Source organism: Kitasatospora sp. NPDC056181, from assembly GCF_042266225.1.
GTDB lineage: Bacteria > Actinomycetota > Actinomycetes > Streptomycetales > Streptomycetaceae > Kitasatospora.
Map to the genome: position 1 here is coordinate 17463 of NZ_JBHJUK010000004.1, position 22548 is coordinate 40010.

The window sequence follows — 22548 nt, forward strand, 5'->3', positions numbered from 1 at the left end:
AGTGCCGTAGCCCCGGAGCCATGACCCACGCAGCCATGACCCACGCGGCCGTGAGCCGTGGAGTCGTCCCGGGCGCCCGGGCGGAAATACCCGGGGCCCCCGCGCGGCTGTCGTGATCGGACACCGGTGCCGATACCGGTTCCGGTACCCGGCGCCGGGTACCGACGGCACGACCGAGACCAGGGCCGCCCCCGGGGCCGGCCAGGAGGTGCAGCGCGCGATGGGCGACGAGCAGGAGTACCGGACCGAGCACGACTCGATGGGCGAGGTCCGGGTGCCGGCCGCGGCGAAGTGGCAGGCGCAGACACAGCGGGCGGTGGAGAACTTCCCGGTGTCCGGCCAGCGGCTGGAGCGCGCTCACATCGCGGCGCTGGCCCGGATCAAGGCGGCCGCCGCCCGGGTGAACGCCCGGCTCGGGGTGCTGGACGACGAGACGGCGAGGGCGGTCGTGTCCGCCGCCGAGGAGGTCGCCGAGGGACGCTGGGACGCCGAGTTCCCGGTGGACGTGTTCCAGACCGGCTCCGGCACCTCGTCCAACATGAACACCAACGAGGTGATCGCGACGCTGGCCTCGGAGCGACTGGGCCGGCCCGTCCACCCGAACGACCACGTCAACGCGAGCCAGTCCTCGAACGACGTGTTCCCGTCCTCGATCCACATCGCCGCCACCGCCGCCGTCACCAACGACCTGATCCCCGCGCTGGAACACCTCGCGGAGGCGCTGGAGCGCAAGGCGGCGGAGTTCGCGAAGGTCGTGAAGTCCGGCCGGACGCACCTGATGGACGCCACGCCGGTCACCCTCGGCCAGGAGTTCGCCGGTTACGCGGCTCAGGTCAGGCACGGGCGGGAGCGGCTCCTGGCGACGCTGCCACGGGTCGCCGAACTGCCGCTCGGCGGCACCGCGGTGGGCACCGGCATCAACACCCCGCCCGGGTTCGCCGCGGCCGTGATCGAGGAGGTGGCCCGGGCCACCGACCTGCCGCTGACCGAGGCCCGCGACCACTTCGAGGCGCAGGGCGCGCGGGACGGCCTGGTCGAGCTGAGCGGCCAGCTGCGCACCGTGGCGGTCGGCTTCACCAAGATCGCCAACGACCTGCGGTGGATGGGCTCCGGCCCGCGCACCGGTCTCGGCGAGATCAACCTGCCGGACCTCCAGCCGGGTTCGTCGATCATGCCCGGCAAGGTGAACCCGGTGCTGCCCGAGGTCGTGCTGATGGTCTCGGCGCAGGTGATCGGCAACGACGCGACGGTCACGGTGGCCGGCGCGAGCGGCAACTTCGAGCTGAACGTGATGCTCCCGGTGATCGCCCGCAACGTGCTGGAGTCGGTCCGACTGCTCGCCAACAGCGCCCGGTTGCTGGCCGACCGGACGGTGGACGGCATCACCGCCAACGTCGAACGGGCCCGCGAGTACGCGGAGTCCTCGCCCTCGGTGGTCACCCCGCTGAACCGGTACATCGGCTACGAGGAGGCCGCCAAGGTCGCCAAGCAGGCGCTGGCCGAGCGGAAGACGATCCGCCAGGTGGTGCTGGAGCGCGGCTACCTGGCGCAGGGCCTGCTCACCGAGGAGCAGTTGGACGAGGCGCTGGACGTGCTGCGGATGACCCGGCCGTAGGGCCGGCGGATCACACCGCCCCCGGCGCCGCGGGTGGCGGACGGTGCCCGGGGCACGCGCCGGGGCGCGGACGGCGGCCTCGCCGCTCCGCGCCCCGGTTCGGACTACCCGGGATGTCAGCCCTTCGCACGGCCTGCCCGGCCGCGCCTCATCGACGCTCCGTTCGCCGTCATGGTGGCCATCGAGATCGCGGCGAGCCCCAGCAGGAACATCACGGCACCCGTGATCATGCAGGTGACGATGTTCTTGCCACGGTCCACCTCACCGGACACCACCCAGGGCGAGATGATCGTCCACGCGCCGAGCAGGGTCGCGGCCCAGGCCCGTGCGTGGGTGCGCTCGTACGCCGAGCCGTACCCCGCCATCAGCAGGCAGTAGGCGAGGCCGACGATGAGGCACGTCACGGTCAGTGTGCTGAAGGCGGTGAAGCCGACGATCCATGGCGAGGCCGCCAGGAAGAGACCGGCCAGAACGGCCAGGGCCTCGACGCCCTGGGCCTGCGGGGTCAGCGTGGCCCGCTCGTACTGCTCCCTCAGTTGGACGATGTCCGGATGGTGCTCCATGCCCATCGGAATCTGGGTAGACACCGATACCACCTCCTAGGTCCGGCACATGGAGGGCGCTAGCCCAGTACCATTCTGGCTCCGATCTGCCGTTTTGCACCTTTTCGCCCGGGCGGCTACCCTGCCCGCCCCATCCCTGCGGCGGCGGATCGGTGAGCTGCGTCTCACCCTGGCGGGGCACCCTTGTGTATGCAACTCGTTGCATAGCAGGATGCCGGTCATGGCACTGGAGCACGCGATCCTCGTCTCGCTGCTGGAGCAGCCCGGCTCGGGCTACGAGCTGGCCCGGCGGTTCGACCGCTCCATCGGCCGCTTCTGGACCGCCACCCACCAGCAGATCTACCGGGTGCTGCGGCGGATGGAGGCGGACGGCTGGATCTCGGCCGAGGAGGTCGCCCAGGACGGCCGGCCGGACAAGAAGGTGTACTCGGCCGCGGAGCCGGGACGCACCGCCCTGGCCGGCTGGCTGCGCGAACCGGTCGAGCCGGAGACCGTCCGGCACGAACTCGCGGTCAAGATCCGCGCGGCGGCCTTCGACGACCCGGCCGCGCTGATCGCCGAGGTCGAACGCCACCGCGAGGGCCACGCGGCCCTGCTCGCCCGTTACCTGCACGGCGAGCAGCGCGACTTCCCGGCCCCCGACGCCCTCGACCCCCGCCAACAGCTCCAGCACGTGGTGCTGCGCGGCGGCATCGAGTACGAGCGGATGACCCTCGCCTGGCTGGACGACGTGCTCGCCACCCTGCACCGCCTCGCCGGCGGCGGGACGATCCCGGCCGACGCCGCCGACCCGGCCGACCACCGGCCGTAGGCGCCGCGCCACCCGCGCCGCCCGCACCGCCGACCCGAACCCCACGCACCCCACGCCACCCTCGAAACCCTCGACCCCCGGGAGCCCGTGATGCTCTTCAACCCGCGTACGTACGACCCCGCGCAGTTCGACGAGCCCACCCGCCGACTGCTGCGCGCGACCGTGGACTGGTTCGAGTCCCGCGGCAAGAAGGCGCTGATCGACACCTACGTCGACCGCACCTGGTACTCCGACTTCCTCGAGTTCGCCGCGAAGGAAGGCCTGTTCGCCGAGTTCCTGACCCCGTCCTCGGCCGACCCGGCCAAGCGCTGGGACACCGCCCGGATCGCCGAGCTGAACGAGATCCTCGGCTTCTACGGCCTCGGCTACTGGTACACCTGGCAGGTCACCATCCTCGGCCTCGGCCCGGTCTGGCAGAGCGAGAACGAGGCCGTCCGGGCCCGTGCCGCCCAGCTGCTGTCGGAGGGTCACGTGATGGCGTTCGGGCTCTCCGAGCGCAGCCACGGCGCCGACATCTACTCGACGGACATGATCCTCACCCCGGACGGCGAGGGCGGCTTCACCGCCACCGGCTCCAAGTACTACATCGGCAACGGCAACGTCGCCGGCCTGGTCTCGGTGTTCGGCCGCCGCTCGGACGTCGAGGGCCCGGAGGGCTACGTCTTCTTCGCCGCCGACAGCCGCCACGAGGCGTACCACCTGGTCAAGAACGTCGTGAACGCCCAGATGTACGTCAGCGAGTTCCGGCTGGAGGACTACCCGGTGCGCGCCGAGGACGTGCTGCACACCGGCAAGGCCGCCTTCGACGCCGCGCTGAACACCGTCAACGTCGGCAAGTTCAACCTCTGCACGGCGTCCGTCGGCATCTGCGAGCACGCGATGTACGAGGCCGTCACGCACGCCCACAACCGGGTGCTCTACGGCAAGAAGGTCACCGACTTCCCGCACGTGCGGCGCGAGCTGACCGACGCCTACGCCCGCCTGGTGGCGATGAAGCTGTTCGCCGACCGCGCGGTCGACTACTTCCGCACCGCCTCGCCCGAGGACCGTCGTTACCTGCTCTTCAACCCGATGACCAAGATGAAGGTCACCACGGAGGGCGAGAAGGTCATCGACCTGATGTGGGACGTCATCGCGGCCAAGGGCTTCGAGGCGGACACCTACTTCGACAAGGCGGCGAAGGACATCCGCGGCCTGCCGAAGCTGGAGGGCACCGTCCACGTCAACCTGGCGCTGATCCTCAAGTTCATGGCCAACTACCTCTTCAACCCGGCCGAGTACGCGCCGGTGCCGACCCGGCTGGACGCCGCGGACGACGAGTTCCTGTTCCGGCAGGGCCCGGCGCGCGGTCTCGGCGCGATCCGGTTCCACGACTGGCGCACCGCCTACGACGCCCACGCGCACATCCCGAACGTCGCCCGGTTCCGCGAGCAGGCCGACGGGTTCTGCGAGCTGCTGGTCAAGCACGCGCCGAGCGCGGAGCAGCAGGCCGACCTCGACTTCCTGCTGGAGATCGGCCAGCTGTTCGCGCTGGTCGTCTACGGCCAGCTGGTGCTGGAGCAGGCCGAGTTGACCGGCCTGGAGGCGGACGTCCTGGACCAGGTCTTCGACGCCCTGGTGCGGGACTTCTCCGCGCACGCCACCGAGCTGCACGGCAAGGCCTCCACGACCGAGGCGCAGGCCGCCTGGGCGCTGGCGCACGTCCGCCGCCCGGTCGCGGACGGCGAGCGGGCGGCGAAGGTGTGGGCCCGGGTCGAGGCGCTCAGCGGCGCGTACGAGATGCAGCCGTAGCGGCCGCAGCGGGTGACGGACCGGGGCCCTGACGGCCCCGTGAGCGGGGGTGCCGGCGGCGGCCGGCACCCCTTCGCCTCTTGCGACCCCCGGAGGGCTCGTCAGAAGGTGAGCTTCCAGCTGTCGATGTAGCCGGTGTCCTGCCGGCCCACGTCCTGGACCTTCAGCTTCCAGGTGCCGTTGGCGGGCACCGCGGAGGCGTTGACCGTGTAGGTGGTCTGGACGTTGGGCGCCGAGTCGCTGCCGCTGGAGTTCTTCAGCCGGAAGGTGGTGCCGTTCGGCGCGACCAGGTCGATCACCAGGTCGCCGCGCCAGGTGTGCTTGATGTCGACGCCGACCTGGAGGGCGGCGGGCGCGTTGCCGGTCCGTCCGGTCACGGCCAGGTCCGAGGTCACCGCGGCGCCGTAGTCGGGGATCTGCACGTCGGCGGTGTTCTCGAAGACGGTGCCGGTGGGCGGCGTGGTGTCGCCGGCCGAGAGCGTCCAGACCGCGTAGGCGATCGCGTCGCTCATCCGGTCCAGCGCGGTGTCGTTGATGTTGGCGCTGGTGTCGCAGGAGGAGTGGTAGCAGCGGTCGAACGGCTGGCCCGCCGTCCCGCCCCACTTCGCCGCCTGGGCACTGGTCTTGGTGTAGTCGGCGCCGCTGAACAGGCCGCCGACCCGGATGCCCGCGTCCTGGAACGGGGCGTGGTCGGAACGGCCGTCGCCCTCGAAGTCCTGCTCGGTGCTGATGCCGAGGCCCGCGAAGTAGTCGCGGAACAGCGCGTCCAGCGCGGTGTCGTAGCGGTAGGTGAAGTAGCCCGGGTTGGGCGAGCCGATCATGTCGAAGTTCAGATAGGTGTCGATCTTCGAACGCTCGGCGGCGGGAAGGCTCTTGACGTAGTTCGTCGAGCCGACCATGCCGTACTCCTCGGCGCCCCACCAGCCGAACCGCAGGTGCTTGGCGGGCTTGAGACCGGCGCGGGAGACGGCGAGGGCGGTCTCCAGGATGCCGGCCGAGCCGGAGCCGTTGTCGTTGATGCCGGGGCCGCCGGTGACGGAGTCCAGGTGGGCGCCGGCCATCACGACGTGCGAGGTGTCACCACCGGGCCAGTCGGCGACCAGGTTGTAGCCGGTCGAGCCGTTGTAACTGAACGTCTGCAGCGTGGTGGTGAAGCCCGCGGCGTCCAACTTGCCCTTCACGTAGTCGATCGAGGCCTTGTAGCCGGACCGCCCGTGGGCGCGGTTGCCGCCGTTGGCGGTGGCTATCGACTGGAGCTGGGCCAGGTGCGCCTTGACGTTGGCGACCGGGATGTCCGGGGCCGCGGTGGCGGCCGTGACGGCGGCGGGCGCGGCGGGGGGTGCTGCGGGGGCCGCGACTGCGGCGGGGGCGAACAGGGCGGCGGCGAGCGTGACGACCGCCCCGGTCGACAGGGCGGATCGGCGCAGGCGGGATCGCCGCGAGGCGTGCTCGGTCAAGGGAGGCTCCGGTTTCTGGTGGGGCAGAACGGAAGCGTGGAACCTCGCGGACGGTGGTCGGAGGGCCGGCCGGAGTAGGGGTCCGGTCGGTGGTCGGGCATGGATCGAGGGCGCGCCCGCGAAGTTGACGCGACCATGATGATTTAGCCAAGCCCGGGTTCCGTCAAGGGGTCGGGGCAACAGCCGTCAACAGCCGTCAGCCGCCGGCCGGACCGCCTCGCACGGCCGCCCGCTCGCCCGACGCACCCGCCCCGGGCCCGGCCTGCGTCCGCGGCAGCACCGCCCGGACGAGTGCGCCGCCGTCGTGGTTGACGGCCGTGAACCGTCCGCCCAACTCCTCGGCCCGCTCGGCCATCGAGCGCAGACCGAGACCGGAGCCCGCCCGGCGGCCGTCCGCCGGGCCGGGCCACGCCCCGGCCCCTGCGGGGTCGGCGACGGCGTCGGCGCCGGCACCGTCGAAGCCACGGCCGTCGTCACTGGCCTCGACCACGACCGCGTCCGGCCGCACCCGCAGCGTCAACCTCGCCTCGGTGGCGCCGGAGTGGCGCAGCACGTTGTTCAGCGCCTCGCCGCTGATCCGCAGCACCGCCACCTCGACGGCGGCCGGCAGCGCGGGCGGCGGGTCCGGGTCGAGCACCAGGGCGAGCCGGACGTGGTCGCCGTCCAGCCCGGCGACCAGCCTCCGCAGCGCACCCGCCAGCCCGTCGCCGGCCAGTGCCGCAGGCGCCAACCCCTCGGTGATCCGCCGCAGTTCGACGATCGCCTGCCCGATCCCGGCCGACACGGCGCGCAGCGACGCGGCCGCCGGGGAGTCCGCGGGGACGCCCGCACGCGCGGTGTCGACGCCGAGCCGCAACCCGGAGAGGGTGGGGCCGAGCCCGTCGTGCAGGTCGTGCCGCAGCCGTCGGCGCTCCTCCTCCCGGGCGAGCACGACCTGCCGCCGCCCGGCCTGGAGTTCCTCGTACAGGCGCAGCGAGGCGATGGCGGGCGCGGCCTGGTCGGCGAGGAAGCGCAGCACCTCGTGGTCCTGAGCGTCCAGCGCGGGCTGGCCGGCGCGCGGCGGCGCGTACAGGTCGCCGATCACCGCGCCCTCGAACCCGAGCGGGAACACCTGGCTGCCGGGCCCGACCGTGCCGACCGAGGCGAGTTCGTGCGGGCCGTTGCGGGTGTGCAGGACGACCCGGGCTCCCGGCAGGCCGAGGGCGTTGACGACGGTGTCGCAGAGCAGCGGCGGCGCGTCGGCCGGGCTGACGGCGCGGCTGAGCCGTTCCGCGAGCTCGCGCACCACCTGGTAGGGGCGGGCCCGGTCACCGTAGTAGAACCGGTCGACGGCCCGGAGCACCCACCGGGTGGTCGGGCCCAGCAGTGCGCCGATGGCGAGCGCGCCGGCCGCCAGCAGCTGGGCACCGGCGGTGCTGGCCTCGGGCAGCACGCGGCGCAGCACCAGGGCGATGCCCAGGTAGCCGGCGATCAGCAGCGCGGTGAGGGCGAGCACGCTGAGCATCCGGCGGGTGGCGCGGTCGAGGTAGTGGGAGCGGTCGCGGGTGAAGGCGTAGCCGACGGCGCCGAGCATCCAGATCGCCGATCCGGTGAAGTAGGCGACCGCGCCGAGGCTCTCCGAAGTGCCCATCCGCAGGGCGAGGTTGGTGGTGACCAGCCAGACCAGGTAGGGGACGAGCACCGCGGTGACCGTCCGGTGCGGGCTGGCCGAGCGCCGCCACCGCACGGCGGCCACCAGCAGACTGCCCGTGACGACCGCCCAGGAGACCAGGGTGACCCGCCACTCGTCCAGCGGCAGCCCCTCGCCCTGGGGGACCAGCACGTCCCCGAAGTACGGCAGCGGCACGCCGAGCCGCACCACGCAGGCGTGGCAGGCGCTCCAGAGCGCGATCGCGGCGACGAGGAGGCGTCCCGGGCCTCCGGGCAGCCGGCCCTCGGGCAGCCAGAGCGGCAGGGCGAGGGCCAGGAAGATGAACAGGGTGACCGAGACGAGCAGCAGCGCCGCACCGACCGCCTCAGGCACCGGTCCGGCGCCGGCCGATGCGGCGGCCAGCAGGTAGAACCGGGAGAGGCAGCCGCCGAGTCCGGCGGCGAGCATCGTCACGCCGAGGCTGCGGCCGGCGGGGCGGGGGCGGGGGCCCTCGGGGGCGGCGCGGGCCGCTCCGGGGGCGGACGTCGCGGCGCCGGACGTCACCGCGTCGGATGCCGCGGCGTCGACGGCGCGGCGGCGCGTGGGGCGGCGGGCCGTGGGGCGCTGGGCCTGGGTGGCAGGGGCTGGGGTGGCAGGGGCCTGGGTGGCAGGGGCCGGTTCGCCCCCGGGGCCCGGACGGTGGGCGAGGATCAGCAGGCCGGAGAGCGCGAAGGCGAACCCGAGCAGCACCGTCTCGCCGTCGTGCAGGAAGAACGGCTCGGCCCAGGCGGCGTGCTGGTGGGTCAGGGCCAGCAGCACCCAGCCGAGGCCGCAGACCAGCGTCAGCCCGCACACCCAGGAGGCCGGGGTCAGGCCGGTCCGCCCCGGCCGGAGGGCGGTGGCCCGGACGGTGGTGGCCGCGGCCGGTTCACGCATGTGGGCCTCCCTGTTGGCCTCCCCGTGGGCGCCTCCGTGCGGGGCCCGCGGGGCTTCCGGGCTCCGTCGGCGGCGGCGTCCGGGCCGGGTCAGGTGTCGCCGAGGCCCATGTCCCGGGCCCGGGCGACCGCCTCGGCGCGGGTCGCCACGTGCAGCTTCTCGAAGATGTGGGTCACGTGGTTGCGGACCGTCTTCTCCGCCACCACCAGCTCGCGGGCGATCCGCCGGTTGTCGAGCCCCCGCGCGACCAGGTCCAGCACCTCGGCCTCGCGGGCGGTCAGGGACGGGAACAGCTGTCCGGCTTCGCGCAGCCGGGCGCCGGCCAGCAGCGAGGTGATCCGGCCGGCCACGTCCGCACCGAACACCGCGCCGCCCGCCGCGACCGTCCGCACGGCGTGCAGCACCTCCTCCCGGCCGGCGCCCTTGACCAGGTAGCCGCGCGCACCGGCCTGGAGGGCGGCCAGCAGGCTCCCGTCGTCGTCGGCCATGGTGAGCATCAGCACCGGCGGGGCCGGCGGCTGGGCGGCCAGCCGGCGGGCGGCCTCCAGCCCGGAGCCGTCCGGCAGCGAGAGGTCCATGACCACCACGTCCGGGCGGTACCGGGCGACCGCGTCCGGCACCGCCCCGGCCCGCTCGGCCTCGGCGACCACGGCGATGCCCTCGGCGCTCTGCAGCGCGGCCTTCAGGCCCTCGCGGAACAGCGGGTGGTCGTCGACGATCAGGACCCGGACGGGTGCCGCGTCGGCGTCCCGTTCGGCGCCCGTCGCGTCCTCCCCGGTCCGCTCCCCGTCCGTCCCGCCGGCCGGACGGCCGTCGCGCTCCGCGGGCAGCCCGTCCCGCCGGCCGGCGTCGGCCGAACCGGCGGGGGAGTCGGCGGGCCCGGCACCGGGGCCGTACCGCGGGGCGCCCTGCGACGCGTCCCAGGGGCCGGGGGCCGGGGGCGGAGCGGGCTGGGCTGCGGGGTGCTGTTGGTCCACATGGCCGACACTACCAGCGATGACCGAGTGACTTTCCGTGACATGCTCGGAGTGTCGCCCGGTCCGTCCGGACCACCGACCCCCGGGACGAGACCGCTGCCTCATGCGCCCGGGACGGCGGGCCGACGAGACTGTCGTCTATGCCCGGCGAACGGCCGTCGGCGGACCACACACCCCAGCCCGTTGCAAGGCGGTGCCATGATCACGGTGACCTCTGCCCGACCCCGCGCGTCCGCCCGGCCCACGCCCCGCCGGACTGCGGCCCAGCGGCAGCTGACCGCCGCCGCGGTCTGTACGGCGTTCTGTCTCGCCGTCGCCACGCTCTGGATCTGCTACGTCCTGGTGCACCTCGGCGAACCGGGCGTCGACCGCCCCCGGGACCAGCTCGCCATCCTGCTCTACGCACTGCCCACCGCCGGCGCCGGCATGCTGCTGCACGCGCACCGCCCGGGCAGCCCGCTCGGGTGGGTCATGCTGGTCTACGCCCTCACCTCGATGCTGCCCAGCGCGGCCGGCGCGGCGCTCTGGGTGGAGGTCTCCGACCCGGGGCTGGTGGGCGCGCTCGCGGTGCTGCGCTCGGTCTGCGACACCATCAGCCAGACGCTCTTCTACGTGCTGCCGCTCTGGCTCCCCTCCGGGCGGCTCACCACGCGCCGGTGGTGGCTCTACGTCGGCGCCGTCGCGCTCTGGGAGATCCCGGACGGCATGTCGTTCCTCGGTCACGCGACCTCCTACGGTCACCCCAACCCGCTCGCCGACAGCCCGCCCGCCGTCTTCTTCGGGGCGCTCTCGGACCACCTGGACGGCCTCTACGACCCGGTGAACTACCTGCTCGTCGGGTTCTCGGCCGGCGTACTGCTGTTCCGGCTGCTGCGGCCGGCGCCGGACGGCCCCCCGGACGGGCCCGCGCCGCACCCGGCGCACCGGATGCACGTGGCGGCGATGCTCGGCGCGTACCTGCTCTGGGCGGGCATGCAGGACTACTACAACCGCCGCTTCCAGTACGAGTACTGGCTCAGCTACTCGCTCTTCACCGCCGCCGGGGCGGTCTGGGCGGTCGCCGTGGCGTACCTGGTGATCCGGGACGGCGGCTGGCGGCTCGACCGGGCGGCCCGGTCCGTGCTGACCGGGCTGCTCCTGGCCACCGGGCTGACCACGGTGTTCGTGGTGTTCGCCGCCGTGCTCTCCGGCTGGCTGGTACCGGGCCGGGGCGGGGCGGCGCTGGTGCTGATCGCCCTGGTGTTCGGGCTGGGCGGCTGCCTGCCCCGGGCCGCCCGGTGGGCGGTCGGACTGGTCGACCGCCTCTACTACGGCGACCGCGCCCAGCCGTACCAGGTGCTGCGCACCCTGGCCGGGCAGGTCCGGCAGACCGTCGACCCCGAGCGGCTGCCGGCGGCGCTCTGCGCCACGGTCGCCGAGGAGCTGCGGCTGCCCGGGGTCGCACTGAGCGTCACCACCCGGGCCGGGCGGCGCCGGCTGGCCGCCGTCGGCCGGCTGGACGGGCCCGGGCAGGACTTCGCGCTGGTCCACCACGGCACGGTGATCGGGGAGCTGACGGTCGCGCCGCGCGAGGGCGAGGAGCGGCTGGACCCGGGCGACATCGACATCCTGCGCTCGCTTGCCGACCAGGTCTCGCCCGCGGTCGCCTCGCTGCAACTGCGGGAGGACCTCCAGGCGAGCCGGGAGCAGATCGTCGCGGCGCGGGAGGAGGAGCGGCGCTGGCTGCGCCGGGACATCCACGACGGCCTCGGGCCCGCGCTGGCGGGGCTGCGGCTGCGGGTGGACAACGCCGCCTCGGGAGCGGCCTCGGGGACCGCCTCGGAAGCCGCCGGGAGCGCCGTCCCCGGGAGCGGCCCCGGCGCGGGCCTTGCGGAGACCCTGCACGGGATCTCGGGGGACCTCGCGATGGCGATCAAGGAGGTCCGGCGGATCACCGACCGGCTCGGTCCGGCCCCGCTCGGCGAGTTCGGGCTCGCGCGGGCCGTCCAGCAGCTCGCCGCCAACTTCAGCGGCGCCGCGCTCACCGTCACCGCCTCGATGGCCCCGGACCCGCTGCCGGACCTGCCGGCCGCCGTCGAGGTGGCCGCCTACCGGATCACCGCCGAGGCGCTGAACAACGTCCTGCGCCACGCCCGCGCCCGGCGCGCCCAGGTGTCCGTCCGGGTGGACGCGGAGACGCTCACGCTGACCGTGCAGGACGACGGGGTGGGGGTGGGGGAGGCGACCGGGGCGGGGCGCCCGCCGGAGGAGGCCGCGGAGAGCACGGGCGGGACGTCCGGGTGGGCGGGCGGCGGGGTCGGCCTCCGGTCGATGGCCGACCGCGCGGCGGAGATCGGCGGCAGGTGCACGGTGGCGCCCCGGGCGGGGGAGCACGGGACGCGGGTGCTGGCGGTGCTGCCACGCTTCCCGTCGGCGGGCGGGGCGGACGGGGCCCGGCGGGAGGCCCCCGGCGGCTGACCGCCCACCGCGCGACGACCGCCCCCGGCGCTCGCGGCGCCGGGGGCGGGATCGGGGGTAGGGAGTGGGGGTCGGGGGTCGGAGGTCGGGGGGAAGGTCCCGGCGAGGAACTCCGGGGAAGGGCGGCGGGAGGGCTCAGCCCTTGCAGTCTTTCTCACCGGCCTTGCACTTCCTGTTCCTCACGACGGGCCGCGCCGGCCTCCTCGCCGTCGACTCCTGCGTCCGGCAGGACCTGGCCGTTGCGCTGACGACGGAGTTCTTGAGTACGAAGGTCGCCGCTGCGCAGCCGACGACCACGACCGACGTGACGCCGAGCGTTTTCCTCGCGGTGTTCGTTGCCATGGGTGGTGCTCCAGACTCTTCGTCTTCCGCGCGACCGGGCGGGCCGGCCGCTCTTCCACCACTGTGCGCGGGGGCCCGCCCCGGGCACATGGGCCCGCCGTCCCGTTCCGGTCCCAGGGTGCGGGTCCGAAGCCGGGACGGCGGGCGTCCGTGCAGGCCGGGGCGGGATCAGCGACTGCTGTTCCAGGGGCCGCCGGGCGTGAACGGCCGGTCGGCGGCGGTGCGTTCGTCGGGCGTGGTGACGTTGACGATCCGCCCGCCCCGGCGCCGGCCGGCGTGGGCCGGCGCGATGACCGCGGCCCGGTCGCGGTCGTCGTCGGCGCCGGTGACGACCGCGACCGCGACCGGCAGCGCGCTCCGGCCGGTGACGGTTCCGGGCGCGTTCATCGCAACGCCTCCTCCGCGGCCGACCGGACCTGGTAGCCGGCCCGGGCCGGACTCGCCGCGCCCAGGTGGCCGAACACGGCGGTGGTCGGATGCCCCGGGCCGGCCCGGAAGCCGTGCCACTCCCCCGCCGGGACGTACACCAGGTCACCCGGGCGGACCGCGACCTCGCGGGTCGCGGCGAGGTGCCGGCCACCGCCCGCGAGGACGAGGAAGAACTGGTCCGCGTGCGGGTGCCGGTGCAGTTCGTGGCTGCCGCCGGGGGCGAACCCGGAGGCCGCGACGGCGACCTGCCGGGCGCCCACCGTCTCCGCGGTGGCGAGCCAGTGCACGGCCGTCCCGGCCGGACCTCCGGCGGCCGGGCCGTCCTCCCCTTCCAGCGGGCCGGTCCGTCGTGGCGGGGCCGCGAGCGGCACCGCCGACGGGGCGGGCGCGGGCGGTGGGCCGGCCGACGTGCCTGCCCGGACGGTCAGGACGACGGCCGGGGCGCCGGGCAGCACGACGAGTCCGCAGTCGCTGCCCGGCGGGTGGTAGAGGCCTTCGCCGGGGCCGAGGACCCGGCCGGCCGAGCGGACCCGGCCGGAGAGCACCACGGTCACCGACTCGCCGGCCGGGGAGGGCGGTTGCCCGACGCGGACGCCGGGCGGCAGGGTCTCGACGGTCAGCCCGCCGAGGGCGGACGGCAGGCGGCGCGGGTCGATCAGCCGGCGGAACGCGGGGGCCGTCCGGGGGACGGCCGCGGGGACGAGGATCACGTCGTTCCTCCTTGCGGGGTTCGGTGTTCACCGGCGCTCCGGTGTCCGCCGGTGGTGTGGAGTCCGCCGGTGGTGCGGTGAACTCCGGTGGTCCGGGGTGCGGTGGTGTGGCGCTGCGGTGGTCCCCGGTGGTGCGTGGTCCGCTGCGCGTGGGGCCGCGGCGGGTGGCACCGCGGCCGTCGCCCGGGGAGCACCCCGCGCCGGGCCTCGAAGTGCAGGGCGATCGTGGTGCGGGCCGGCCCGGGGGCGGTGACGGCGTTCACGGCCTGGTCCGTCGTTCGGCGCGGCGGAGCGCCAGGGCGTCCCTGGTCGCCGAGGCGCGGCGGGGTGCGGTGAGGGCGAGGCCGAGCAGCTCGGCGCCGAGCGGTCCGGCGTCCAGGTGCAGCGGGGTCCCCCGGCGGGCCAGCAGCAGGTCCCCGCCGACGGCCAAGTGGGCCGGCTCGTCGGGGGACCGGCCGACCAGGAGGGAGCCGCGCAGCACGTAGAGGACGTTCTCGGTCTCGGTCTGTCCCGGCAGCACGTGGTGGGCTCCCGGGCTCAGCCGCAGGTGGTCGAAGGACTCGCAGGCGCTGGCGAGCATCGAACGGCGGGCCAGGCAGCGCAGCCGGATCCGTTCGCCGTGCGGGCCGAGGATGACGGCGGCGGCGGCCGAGGCGGTGGTGACGATCACCTGGGCTCGCCTCCCTTCGGGCTTTCGGGGTGGTCCGGGTGGTGGGGGTGGTCCGGGCCCGCCGGGTCCTCGCGGCCCGCCGAGCCGGTGGTGGCCCGGTGGCCGGGCGGGCGGCCGGCGACGGCGAGGACGGCGTGGAAGTACTCCAGGCCCGCGGTGCCGGCGGTCAGGACCGTCCGGGCGCCGAGCGGCAGGGTCAACGCGGTGCCCTCGACGAGCGGGACGGCGGCATCCGGGCCCGCCTGTCCGTCGGCGTCCGGGACGGTCGCCGTGCCCGAGCCGGCGGTGATGTAGAGGGCGTGTTCAACGGCTTCGGCGGCCACCTCGGTCCTGCGGCCCGGGTCGAGCCACTGGAGGCCGACCACGCGCAGCGGGCCGGTCAGGACGCGGCCCGGGTCGACGGCGCCGCGGCGGCGGAGGTCCGTGATGACGGTGCCCGTCATGACGTGAACTCCCTTCTGGTGTCCGGCGGTCCGTGCCGGTCCGCCTCTGCTGTCCACGGTGTGGCGCCCGCCGTCCCGGCCGCACGGGGAGCCGGTCCCGTCCTGTTCCCGCCCGCCGCCCGAGCCCCGTCCGCCGGGTCATCCGGCGGCCGACAGGCAGTCCGGGGCGAGGCCGCGGCTGTGCGGAACGACGGTCCGGCCCGGTCCCCCGACGGCCGCCAGGAGCGCGGCGGCGTCGACCGGGGTGAGCAGGCGGCCGCCTGCGCAGTGCGGGCGCCCGAGGCCGGCGAGCAGCAGCAGGCCGGGCCCGGCCGCGGTGGTGAGGGCCGCGGCCAGGTCCCGGGCGTCGGCCCCGGCGGGAGGCGCGGGCAGAGCGGTCGCCGAGCCGTTGCGGGCCAGCAGCTCGTTGTGGGCCCACGCCCCGGCGCCGTCCAGCAGTCCGAGGCCGGCCGCGATGCGGGCGGCGAGGATCAGCCCCAGGGCGTCGGCGTCGCCCGGTGCGAGCGCCACGCCGGAGGCGGTGGCCACGGTGCTGCGGACGGCCTCGCCGAGGCGGCGCCCGTAGCCGAGCGCGAGGGCCGGTCCGGTCTCGAACGGGTCGAAGCAGACCAGCGCGGCCCTGGCGTCCGCACAGAGGACGAGGCAGGCGGCGAGGGTCTCCGGGGTGTAACGGGCGTCCGGGCGAAGGGTTCTGGCGAGCGCCGCGAACTGTGCCGGGCAGACGGCGAGGACGTGCCGGACGACCTCGACCATGCCCGCCCGGGTCTCGGGGGCGGGTCGTCCGGCCAGCAGGTCGCTGCGGACCCAGACCAGCGCGGGCGCGGTCCGGGCGGGTGCGGTCCGGGCGGGTGCGGTCCGGGCGGGTGCGGTCCGGGCGAGTGCGGTCCGGGCGGGTGCGGTCCGGGCGGGTGCGGTCCGGGCGGGTGCGCGGGCTGCGTCCGGGGGCGGGCGCAGCAGGGTCAGGGCCGGGCCGCACGCGGCCGCGAGGGTGGTCGGCAGACGGATGTCGGCCGGGACACCGCAGGCCCGTTCGCCGCCGAGCGCGATCACCACGGTGCGGCCGTCGGCGGTCGGCCGGGCGGGAGGCCGGGCGGGAGGCGGGCCGGGCCGTGTGAGCACGGTGCACGGCGCGATCGCCGCGGCGACGGCACGGACCCGGGCGAGCACGTCGGCGGGAGCGGCGGCGTCGGCCACCAGGACGAAGCGGTCGCCCCCGAATCCGGCGATCCGGTCGGCGAACTCCGCCCAGGAGGCTTCGCCGCGGCGCACGAGCAGGGCGAAGTTCGCGGGTCCGGCCTGGATGCGGCGGTCGAGTTCACCGGTGCGGCCCATCGTGGTCCTCCTCCAGCCGGGTCTCCGGCCTCGACCATGGGCCGCCCGACGCCCCGGGCGCCTGAGCCGCCGCTCCCGTCCCGGTCGGTCCCGGGACGGCCCCGCCGGGCGCCCCCCCACGCCCGCCCCGCCGACGTACGGTGGAACTCGGAGGCCGCGCCATGCACGTCACCGGGACCAACTTCACCGACCGCACCGACGCGGGCCGCCGGCTGGCCGCCCGCCTGGGCCACCTGCGCGGGCCCGGCACCGTCGTCGTCGCCCTCCCGCGCGGCGGCGTGCCGGTGGCAGCCGAGGTGGCGGCCGCGCTCGGCGCCCCGCTCGACATCTGCGTGATCCGCAAGCTGGGCGTGCCCTACCAGCCGGAGCTGGGGATGGGCGCGATCGGCGAGGACGGCGTCAGGGTGCTGAACGACCAGGTGATGCGCGTCGCCGGGGTCGGCGCCGGGCAGCTCGCCGAGGTGGAGCGGGCGGAGCGCGCCGAGCTGGAGCGTCGGGCCCGCCGTTACCGGGGCGACCGCCCGCCCGCCGACCTGCGCGGACGCACCGTGGTCGTGGTCGACGACGGCGTCGCGACCGGCTCCACGGCCCGGGCGGCCTGCCGGATCGTCAAGGCCAGGGGCGCGGCCCGGGTCGTGCTGGCCGTCCCGGTGGCGCCCCGGGACTGGACCGACCGGCTCTCCGACGTCGCCGACGAACTGGTCTGCGTGAGTACGCCGTCGCCGTTCTTCGCGATCGGCGAGTTCTACCGCGACTTCTCGCAGACCGGTGACGACGAGGTGCTGCGGCTGCTCGCCGCGGCCCGCGGCGAGCAGCCCCACGCGCCGGCCGAGGTGGACCGCGAGCTCACCGTGCCGGCCGCCGGCGTGCTGCTGGCGGGCCGGCTGACCGTCCCGGTGCGGGCGGCGGGCGTGGTGGTGTTCGCGCACGGCAGCGGCAGCAGCCGCCACAGCCCGCGCAACCGTCACGTGGCCGCCCACCTGAACCGCGCGGGCCTGGCGACGCTGCTGTTCGACCTGCTCACCGAGGCCGAGGAGCCGGACCGGCGCAAGGTCTTCGACGTCGACCTGCTCGGCACCCGGCTGACGGCCGTCGCCGGGCGGCTGGCGGACCAGGAGGAGACCCGGGACCTCCCGCTCGGCCTCTTCGGCGCCAGCACCGGCGCCGCCGCGGCGCTCTGGACGGCCGCCCGGATGGGCGAGGGCGTGCGCGCCGTGGTCTCCCGGGGCGGGCGGCCGGACCTCGCCGGCCCCGAGCGACTGGCCGCGGTCACCGCGCCGACGCTGCTGGTGGTGGGGGGCCGGGACACCGTGGTGATCGAGCTGAACCGGCAGGCGCAGTCCCGGCTGCGCTGCGAGAGTGTACTGGCGGTGGTCCCGCACGCCGGCCACCTGTTCGAGGAGCCGGGCACGCTGGACCAGGCCGCGGAGCTGGCCCGTGACTGGTTCCTGGGCCGCCTTCCGGCCGACCCGCCGGGGCCGCCCGGCGACCCGGCCTGACGGGGCCGGCGGGGCTGACGGGACCGGCCGACGGAGCGGACGGGAGGTGCGGGCAGGTTTTCCGCAGCAGCCCCGATCGGCAGCACATTCTGCCCAGCCGAACCCGGGATTTCCTGATCAGCTTGTACACATTGAACAGTGAAAAAGCGACCTGTTGCCCAACCACCCCGACAGGAGCAAGCTCTCCGCTCAGCCGTACCGCGCCCACCCTACGCGGCGCGGCCGCCTCAAGCGGATGCCTCAGAGCCGAGGCCCAAAGTGGAGGAACGACCGATGACCCCGCAGTCCCACGCCCTTGAGCTGACCCCCGAGGAGCGCGAGGCCGGCCTCGACGCCGACCAGCTGCGCCGCCTCGTCGGCCTCGTCGAGCACGACCCGGCCACCGACCCGTTCCCCGTGACCGCCCAGGACGCGGTCGTCTTCGTGGTCGGCAACGCCACCCAGACGGCGCAGTTCTACCAGGCCGTGTTCGGCATGGAGCTGGTCGCCTACTCCGGCCCGGAGACCGGCCGCCGCGACCGCAAGGCCTTCGTGCTCCGCTCCGGCTCCTGCCGCTTCGTGATCAAGGGCGGTGTGCTGCCGGACAGCCCGCTGCTGGACCACCACCGCCGCCACGGCGACGGCGTCGTCGACCTGGCCCTGGAGGTGCCGGACGTCGACAAGTGCATCGAGCACGCCCGCGCGACCGGCGCCACCGTCCTGGAGGAGCCGAACGACGTCTCGGACGAGAACGGCACCGTGCGCCGCGCCGCGATCGCCACCTACGGCGAGACCCGGCACACCCTGATCGACCGCTCCCGCTACCACGGCCCCTACCTGCCCGGCTTCATCGCGGCCGAGAGCAAGGTCAAGCACCCGGAGGGCTCGCCGAAGCGCCTCTTCCAGGCGCTCGACCACGCCGTCGGCAACGTCGAGCTCGGCAGGATGGACGAGTGGGTCTCGTTCTACAACCGCGTCATGGGCTTCGTGAACATGGCCGAGTTCGTCGGCGACGACATCGCCACCGACTACTCCGCGCTGATGTCCAAGGTCGTCGCCAGCGGCAACCACCGGGTGAAGTTCCCGCTCAACGAGCCGGCCATCGCCAAGAAGCGCTCGCAGATCGACGAGTACCTGGAGTTCTACACCGGCCCCGGCTGCCAGCACATGGCGCTCGCCACCAACGACATCCTCACCACCGTGGACGTGCTGCGTTCGCGCGGCGTCGAGTTCCTCAACACGCCGGACTCGTACTACGACGACCCGGAGCTGCGGGCCCGGATCGGCAAGGTCCGGGTCGACATCGACGAGCTGAAGAAGCGCGGCATCCTGGTCGACCGCGACGAGGACGGCTACCTGCTGCAGATCTTCACCAAGCCGATCGGCGACCGCCCGACCGTCTTCTACGAGTTCATCGAGCGCCACGGTTCGCTGGGCTTCGGCAAGGGCAACTTCAAGGCGCTGTTCGAGGCGATCGAGCGCGAGCAGGACGCCCGCGGCAACCTGTGAGCGTCGGGGAACGGTGAGCACGGCCGGCTGAGCCCGGCCGAGGAGGAGCAGGACGATGGCGCACTACCGGCAGCTGGGCAGCATCCCGCCCAAGCGGCACACCCAGCACCGCACGCCCGAAGGCGGGCTGTACTACGAGGAGTTGATGGGCGAGGAGGGGTTCTCCTCGGACTCCTCGCTGCTCTACCACCGGGGCATCCCCTCGGCCGTCGTGGACGCGGTGCCGTGGGAGCTGCCCGACCAGTCCCTGGTGGCCAACCATCCCCTGCTCCCCCGGCACCTCAAGCTGCACGAGCTGTTCGCGGGCCAGGAGTGGAAGTCCGCGGACGTCGTCGGCAGCCGCCGTCTCGTCCTCGGCAACGGCGACGTGCGGATCTCGTACGTCGCCGCCGGGGCCCCGAGCGAGCTGTACCGCAACGGGCTCGGCGACGAGTGCGTGTACGTGGAGTCCGGCGCGGGCACGGTCGAGACGGTCTTCGGCACGCTGGAGGTCGGCCAGGGCGACTACGTGGTCATCCCCCGGGCGACCACCCACCGCTGGGTGCCCTCCGGCGACGAGCCGCTGCGCGCCTACTGCATCGAGGCGAACAGCCACATCACCCCGGTGAAGCGCTTCCTCTCCAAGTACGGCCAGCTGCTGGAGCACGCGCCGTACTGCGAGCGGGACCTGCGCGGCCCGTCCGGCCCGCTGCTGGTCGAGGGCACGGACGTCGACGTACTGGTCAAGCACCGCGGCCCGAACGGGATCGCGGGCACCCGGTACACGGTGCCGCACCACCCGTTCGACGTGGTCGGCTGGGACGGCTGCCTCTACCCGTACGCGTTCAACATCCGGGACTACGAGCCGATCACCGGCCGGATCCACCAGCCGCCGCCCGCGCACCAGGTGTTCGAGGGCAACGGGTTCGTGATCTGCAACTTCGTGCCCCGCAAGGTGGACTACCACCCGCTCTCGATCCCCGTCCCGTACTACCACGCCAACGTGGACAGCGACGAGGTCATGTTCTACTGCGGCGGCGACTACGCGGCCCGCAAGGGCTCGGGCATCGGCCAGGGCTCGATCTCGCTGCACCCGGGCGGCCACACCCACGGCCCGCAGCCGGGCGCCTACGAGCGCAGCATCGGCGTGGAGTTCTTCGACGAGCTCGCCGTCATGGTGGACACCTTCCGCCCGCTGGAGCTGGGCGAGGGCGGCCGGGCCAGCGAGGACGCCAACTACGCCTGGACGTGGGCCGGCCGGGGGCCGCAGCGGTGACCGGCACCTCCGCGCCCGCCGGGGGCGGCATCCCCCCGCTCTTCCAGGGCCTCTTCGACGACGCGGCGGTGTTCCCGCCGGGGAACCTGCCGGTCGCCGAGGCGGTACCGGCGCACCGCGCGCACCGCTCCGCGTGGTACTCCGCCGCGGTCGGCCCGCTCCTGTGCGGGGCGGGCCGGCTCGGCGAGCTGGCCGCCGCGGCCCCGGCCGGCGCGGGCGGCCCGCTCCGGGTCGGGCTCGTCCTGCCGGGGGGCAGTGCCGAGCTCGGCCCGGCACTCGCCGCCGCCGCGCCGTTCGAGGTGGCCGGCGTCGAGCTGGCCACCCGGGACGCCGCCGAGGCGGTGGCCGCACTGGACCTGCTGCTGCCGCCGGACGTCCCGGCCGCCGTCGAGCTGCCGCGCGAGCTGCTGCACGGCGACGCCCTGGGCGAGGTCCTGGACGTGCTGGTCGACAGCGCGTACCGGGCGAAGTTCCGCACCGGCGGGGTGGTGGCCGGCGCCTTCCCCGACGAGGACGAGCTCGCCGGGTTCCTCACCGGCTGCGCGCAGCGCGGCCTGCCGTACAAGTGCACGGCAGGGCTGCACCACGCCGTCCGGCACACCGACCCGGTCACCGGCTTCGAGCACCACGGCTTCCTGAACGTCCTGCTGGCCGCGCTGGAGACCGACCGCCGGGCCGCGGCCGAGGTGCTGGCGGAGCGCTCGGGCGAGGTGCTGGCCAAGGCCGTCCGCGAACTGACCGACCATCAGGTCACGGTGATCCGCAACTCGTTCACCGCCTTCGGCACCTGTAGCATCGCCGAGCCCCTGGACGACCTGGCCGCGCTCGGCCTGCTGTCGCCCGGGACCGGCCCCAGCCCCACGTCCCAGGAGGACCGTTGACCACGCCCCGCAGCTGGCTCGCCAGCGCCCAGGACTCGCCGTTCGGCGTGCACAACCTGCCGTACGGCGTCTTCACGGCCGCCGACCGGCCGGGCCACCGGCGGATCGGCGTGCGCATCGGGGAGTTCGTCCTCGACGCCGGGGCCGCCGCCCGGGCCGCCGGGGAGCCGTCCGTCCTGCTGGACGCCGACACCCTCAACCCGCTGCTGGGCGCGGGCCGTCCGGTCTGGACCCGGACCCGCGCGGCACTGACGCACTGGCTCACCGACGAGTCGTTCCGGGACGCGCTCTCGCCGCTGCTGCTGCCGGTGGCCGAGGTGGAGCTGCACCTGCCGTTCGAGGTCGCCGACTACGTCGACTTCTACGCCTCCGAGCACCACGCCACCAACCTGGGCCGGATCTTCCGCCCCGGGTCGGACCCGCTCACCCCCAACTGGAAGCACCTGCCGATCGGTTACCACGGCCGGGCGGGGACGGTCGTGGTCTCCGGCACCCCGGTGGTCCGACCGCACGGACAGCGCAAGGCGCCCGCCGACGCGGTGCCGTCCTTCGGCCCGACCCGCCGGCTGGACATCGAGGCGGAGGTCGGCTTCGTGGTCGGCGCCCCGTCCACGCTCGGCACTCCCGTCGCCCTCGACGACTTCCGCGAGCACGTGTTCGGCGTCTGCCTGGTCAACGACTGGTCGGCGCGCGACATCCAGGCCTGGGAGTACGTGCCGCTCGGCCCGTTCCTCGGCAAGTCCTTCGCCACCTCGGTCTCGCCGTGGATCGTGCCGCTGGACGCCCTGGAGCACGCCCGGGTCACCCCGCCGGCCCGGGACGTCGAGCCGCTCCCCTACCTGGACGACCGGGGCGGCGAACCCTGGGGCCTGGACCTGGCAATGGAGGTCCGCCTGAACGGGCACCCGGTCTCCCGCCCGCCGTTCGCCTCGATGTACTGGACGGCGGCGCAGCAGCTCACCCACATGACGGTGAACGGCGCCTCCCTGCGCACCGGCGACCTCTTCGCCTCGGGCACCGTCTCCGGCCCCGCCCCGGAGACCCGCGGCGCACTGATCGAGCTCACCTGGAACGGCGAGGAGCCGGTCAAGCTCCCCGACGGCACCACCCGCACCTTCCTGGAGGACGGGGACGAGGTCACCATCACCGCCACCGCCCCCGGCCCGGACGGCGCGGTGATCGGCTTCGGCGAGGTCACCGGCCGGGTCGCGCCGTAGCGGCCGGCGCGGCGGCGGGCCCGGACACGGAGAACCCGTTGGGCG

Annotated in this window: 19 protein-coding genes; 9 read left to right on the forward strand and 10 right to left on the reverse strand. The window is 74.8% G+C overall.

The genetic code is table 11. The features are described from left to right. Positions 1-220 precede the first annotated feature (220 nt). Positions 221-1615 (forward strand): class II fumarate hydratase, encoded by a 1395-nt coding sequence (locus ACFC1F_RS03085; RefSeq protein ID WP_376155246.1) that lies wholly within the window; start codon positions 221-223, stop codon positions 1613-1615. 116 nt (positions 1616-1731) lie between these two features. Here the strand turns inward: ACFC1F_RS03085 and ACFC1F_RS03090 are convergent, their stop codons facing one another. Beyond that, entirely contained in the window at positions 1732-2202 is a 471-nt protein-coding gene (locus tag ACFC1F_RS03090) for an SPW repeat protein (RefSeq protein ID WP_241002461.1), read from the reverse strand. 196 nt (positions 2203-2398) lie between these two features. Between ACFC1F_RS03090 and ACFC1F_RS03095 the strand changes: the two genes are divergently transcribed. Beyond that, a complete protein-coding gene (locus tag ACFC1F_RS03095) occupies positions 2399-2989 on the forward strand; it encodes a PadR family transcriptional regulator (protein WP_376155248.1) in 591 nt (196 codons plus the stop codon). A gap of 90 nt (positions 2990-3079) precedes the next feature. After that, complete coding sequence (locus ACFC1F_RS03100; RefSeq protein ID WP_376155250.1) at positions 3080-4780, forward strand: acyl-CoA dehydrogenase family protein; 1701 nt, start codon at positions 3080-3082, stop codon at positions 4778-4780. A 101-nt stretch (positions 4781-4881) separates the two neighbouring features. On the opposite strand, the gene ACFC1F_RS03105 is transcribed toward ACFC1F_RS03100, so the two are convergent. The 3 genes from ACFC1F_RS03105 to ACFC1F_RS03115 all read right to left on the reverse strand — a co-directional run bounded on the left by ACFC1F_RS03105 (position 4882) and on the right by ACFC1F_RS03115 (position 9525). Further along, complete coding sequence (locus ACFC1F_RS03105) at positions 4882-6207, reverse strand: M28 family metallopeptidase (protein ID WP_376155400.1); 1326 nt, start codon at positions 6205-6207, stop codon at positions 4882-4884. Positions 6208-6433: 226 nt separating this feature from the next. After that, a complete protein-coding gene (locus tag ACFC1F_RS03110; protein ID WP_376155251.1) occupies positions 6434-8803 on the reverse strand; it encodes a histidine kinase in 2370 nt (789 codons plus the stop codon). 89 nt (positions 8804-8892) lie between these two features. Next, positions 8893-9525 (reverse strand): response regulator transcription factor, encoded by a 633-nt coding sequence (locus ACFC1F_RS03115; RefSeq protein WP_209410031.1) that lies wholly within the window; start codon positions 9523-9525, stop codon positions 8893-8895. A gap of 462 nt (positions 9526-9987) precedes the next feature. Here ACFC1F_RS03115 and ACFC1F_RS03120 point away from each other — a divergent pair, with 462 nt between their 5' ends. Continuing rightward, positions 9988-12237 carry an ATP-binding protein gene (locus ACFC1F_RS03120; RefSeq protein WP_376155253.1) on the forward strand — a complete coding sequence of 750 codons (2250 nt, stop codon included), beginning with the start codon at positions 9988-9990 and terminating at the stop codon, positions 12235-12237. Positions 12238-12372: 135 nt separating this feature from the next. Here ACFC1F_RS03120 and ACFC1F_RS03125 read toward each other — a convergent pair whose 3' ends face one another. The 6 genes from ACFC1F_RS03125 to ACFC1F_RS03150 all read right to left on the reverse strand — a co-directional run bounded on the left by ACFC1F_RS03125 (position 12373) and on the right by ACFC1F_RS03150 (position 16163). Beyond that, positions 12373-12579 carry a hypothetical protein gene (locus ACFC1F_RS03125; protein ID WP_209409520.1) on the reverse strand — a complete coding sequence of 69 codons (207 nt, stop codon included), beginning with the start codon at positions 12577-12579 and terminating at the stop codon, positions 12373-12375. Positions 12580-12747: 168 nt separating this feature from the next. After that, on the reverse strand, positions 12748-12966 hold the full coding sequence (locus ACFC1F_RS03130) for a hypothetical protein (protein ID WP_376155255.1): 219 nt from the start codon (positions 12964-12966) through the stop codon (positions 12748-12750). Then, a complete protein-coding gene (locus tag ACFC1F_RS03135) occupies positions 12963-13718 on the reverse strand; it encodes a cupin domain-containing protein (protein WP_376155256.1) in 756 nt (251 codons plus the stop codon). Before ACFC1F_RS03135 ends, ACFC1F_RS03130 begins: the two co-directional genes overlap by 4 nt. 259 nt (positions 13719-13977) lie before the next feature. Continuing rightward, positions 13978-14388: a hypothetical protein gene (locus ACFC1F_RS03140; RefSeq protein WP_376155258.1), complete on the reverse strand. Its 411-nt coding sequence runs from the start codon at positions 14386-14388 to the stop codon at positions 13978-13980. After that, positions 14385-14831: a hypothetical protein gene (locus ACFC1F_RS03145; RefSeq protein WP_376155260.1), complete on the reverse strand. Its 447-nt coding sequence runs from the start codon at positions 14829-14831 to the stop codon at positions 14385-14387. Before ACFC1F_RS03145 ends, ACFC1F_RS03140 begins: the two co-directional genes overlap by 4 nt. A gap of 138 nt (positions 14832-14969) precedes the next feature. Then, positions 14970-16163, reverse strand: coding sequence for a hypothetical protein (locus tag ACFC1F_RS03150; RefSeq protein WP_376155261.1), 1194 nt, complete (start codon positions 16161-16163; stop codon positions 14970-14972). A 161-nt stretch (positions 16164-16324) separates the two neighbouring features. Between ACFC1F_RS03150 and ACFC1F_RS03155 the strand changes: the two genes are divergently transcribed. The 5 genes from ACFC1F_RS03155 to fahA all read left to right on the forward strand — a co-directional run bounded on the left by ACFC1F_RS03155 (position 16325) and on the right by fahA (position 22503). Beyond that, positions 16325-17662, forward strand: coding sequence for an alpha/beta family hydrolase (locus ACFC1F_RS03155; protein WP_376155263.1), 1338 nt, complete (start codon positions 16325-16327; stop codon positions 17660-17662). Between the two features lie 273 nt (positions 17663-17935). Next, positions 17936-19150 carry a 4-hydroxyphenylpyruvate dioxygenase gene (gene hppD, locus ACFC1F_RS03160; RefSeq protein WP_209409535.1) on the forward strand — a complete coding sequence of 405 codons (1215 nt, stop codon included), beginning with the start codon at positions 17936-17938 and terminating at the stop codon, positions 19148-19150. Positions 19151-19205: 55 nt separating this feature from the next. Continuing rightward, complete coding sequence (locus tag ACFC1F_RS03165; RefSeq protein WP_209409538.1) at positions 19206-20405, forward strand: homogentisate 1,2-dioxygenase; 1200 nt, start codon at positions 19206-19208, stop codon at positions 20403-20405. After that, entirely contained in the window at positions 20402-21286 is an 885-nt protein-coding gene (locus ACFC1F_RS03170) for a hypothetical protein (RefSeq protein ID WP_209409540.1), read from the forward strand. The genes ACFC1F_RS03165 and ACFC1F_RS03170 overlap by 4 nt, the downstream gene beginning before the upstream one ends. Continuing rightward, positions 21283-22503 (forward strand): fumarylacetoacetase, encoded by a 1221-nt coding sequence (fahA, locus tag ACFC1F_RS03175; RefSeq protein WP_376155266.1) that lies wholly within the window; start codon positions 21283-21285, stop codon positions 22501-22503. The genes ACFC1F_RS03170 and fahA overlap by 4 nt, the downstream gene beginning before the upstream one ends. Positions 22504-22548: the final 45 nt, after the last annotated feature.

Excerpts from the sequence above, each read along its gene's own strand:
- ACFC1F_RS03165 (WP_209409538.1), top strand. The coding sequence starts at position 19,206 with ATGGCGCACTACCGGCAGCTGGGCAGCATCCCGCCCAAGCGGCACACC.
- ACFC1F_RS03085 (WP_376155246.1), top strand. The coding sequence starts at position 221 with ATGGGCGACGAGCAGGAGTACCGGACCGAGCACGACTCGATGGGCGAG.
- hppD (WP_209409535.1), top strand. The coding sequence starts at position 17,936 with ATGACCCCGCAGTCCCACGCCCTTGAGCTGACCCCCGAGGAGCGCGAG.
- ACFC1F_RS03125 (WP_209409520.1), bottom strand. The coding sequence starts at position 12,579 with ATGGCAACGAACACCGCGAGGAAAACGCTCGGCGTCACGTCGGTCGTG.
- ACFC1F_RS03155 (WP_376155263.1), top strand. The coding sequence starts at position 16,325 with ATGCACGTCACCGGGACCAACTTCACCGACCGCACCGACGCGGGCCGC.
- ACFC1F_RS03130 (WP_376155255.1), bottom strand. The coding sequence starts at position 12,966 with ATGAACGCGCCCGGAACCGTCACCGGCCGGAGCGCGCTGCCGGTCGCG.
- ACFC1F_RS03095 (WP_376155248.1), top strand. The coding sequence starts at position 2,399 with ATGGCACTGGAGCACGCGATCCTCGTCTCGCTGCTGGAGCAGCCCGGC.
- ACFC1F_RS03110 (WP_376155251.1), bottom strand. The coding sequence starts at position 8,803 with ATGCGTGAACCGGCCGCGGCCACCACCGTCCGGGCCACCGCCCTCCGG.
- ACFC1F_RS03145 (WP_376155260.1), bottom strand. The coding sequence starts at position 14,831 with ATGACGGGCACCGTCATCACGGACCTCCGCCGCCGCGGCGCCGTCGAC.
- ACFC1F_RS03150 (WP_376155261.1), bottom strand. The coding sequence starts at position 16,163 with ATGGGCCGCACCGGTGAACTCGACCGCCGCATCCAGGCCGGACCCGCG.
- ACFC1F_RS03100 (WP_376155250.1), top strand. The coding sequence starts at position 3,080 with ATGCTCTTCAACCCGCGTACGTACGACCCCGCGCAGTTCGACGAGCCC.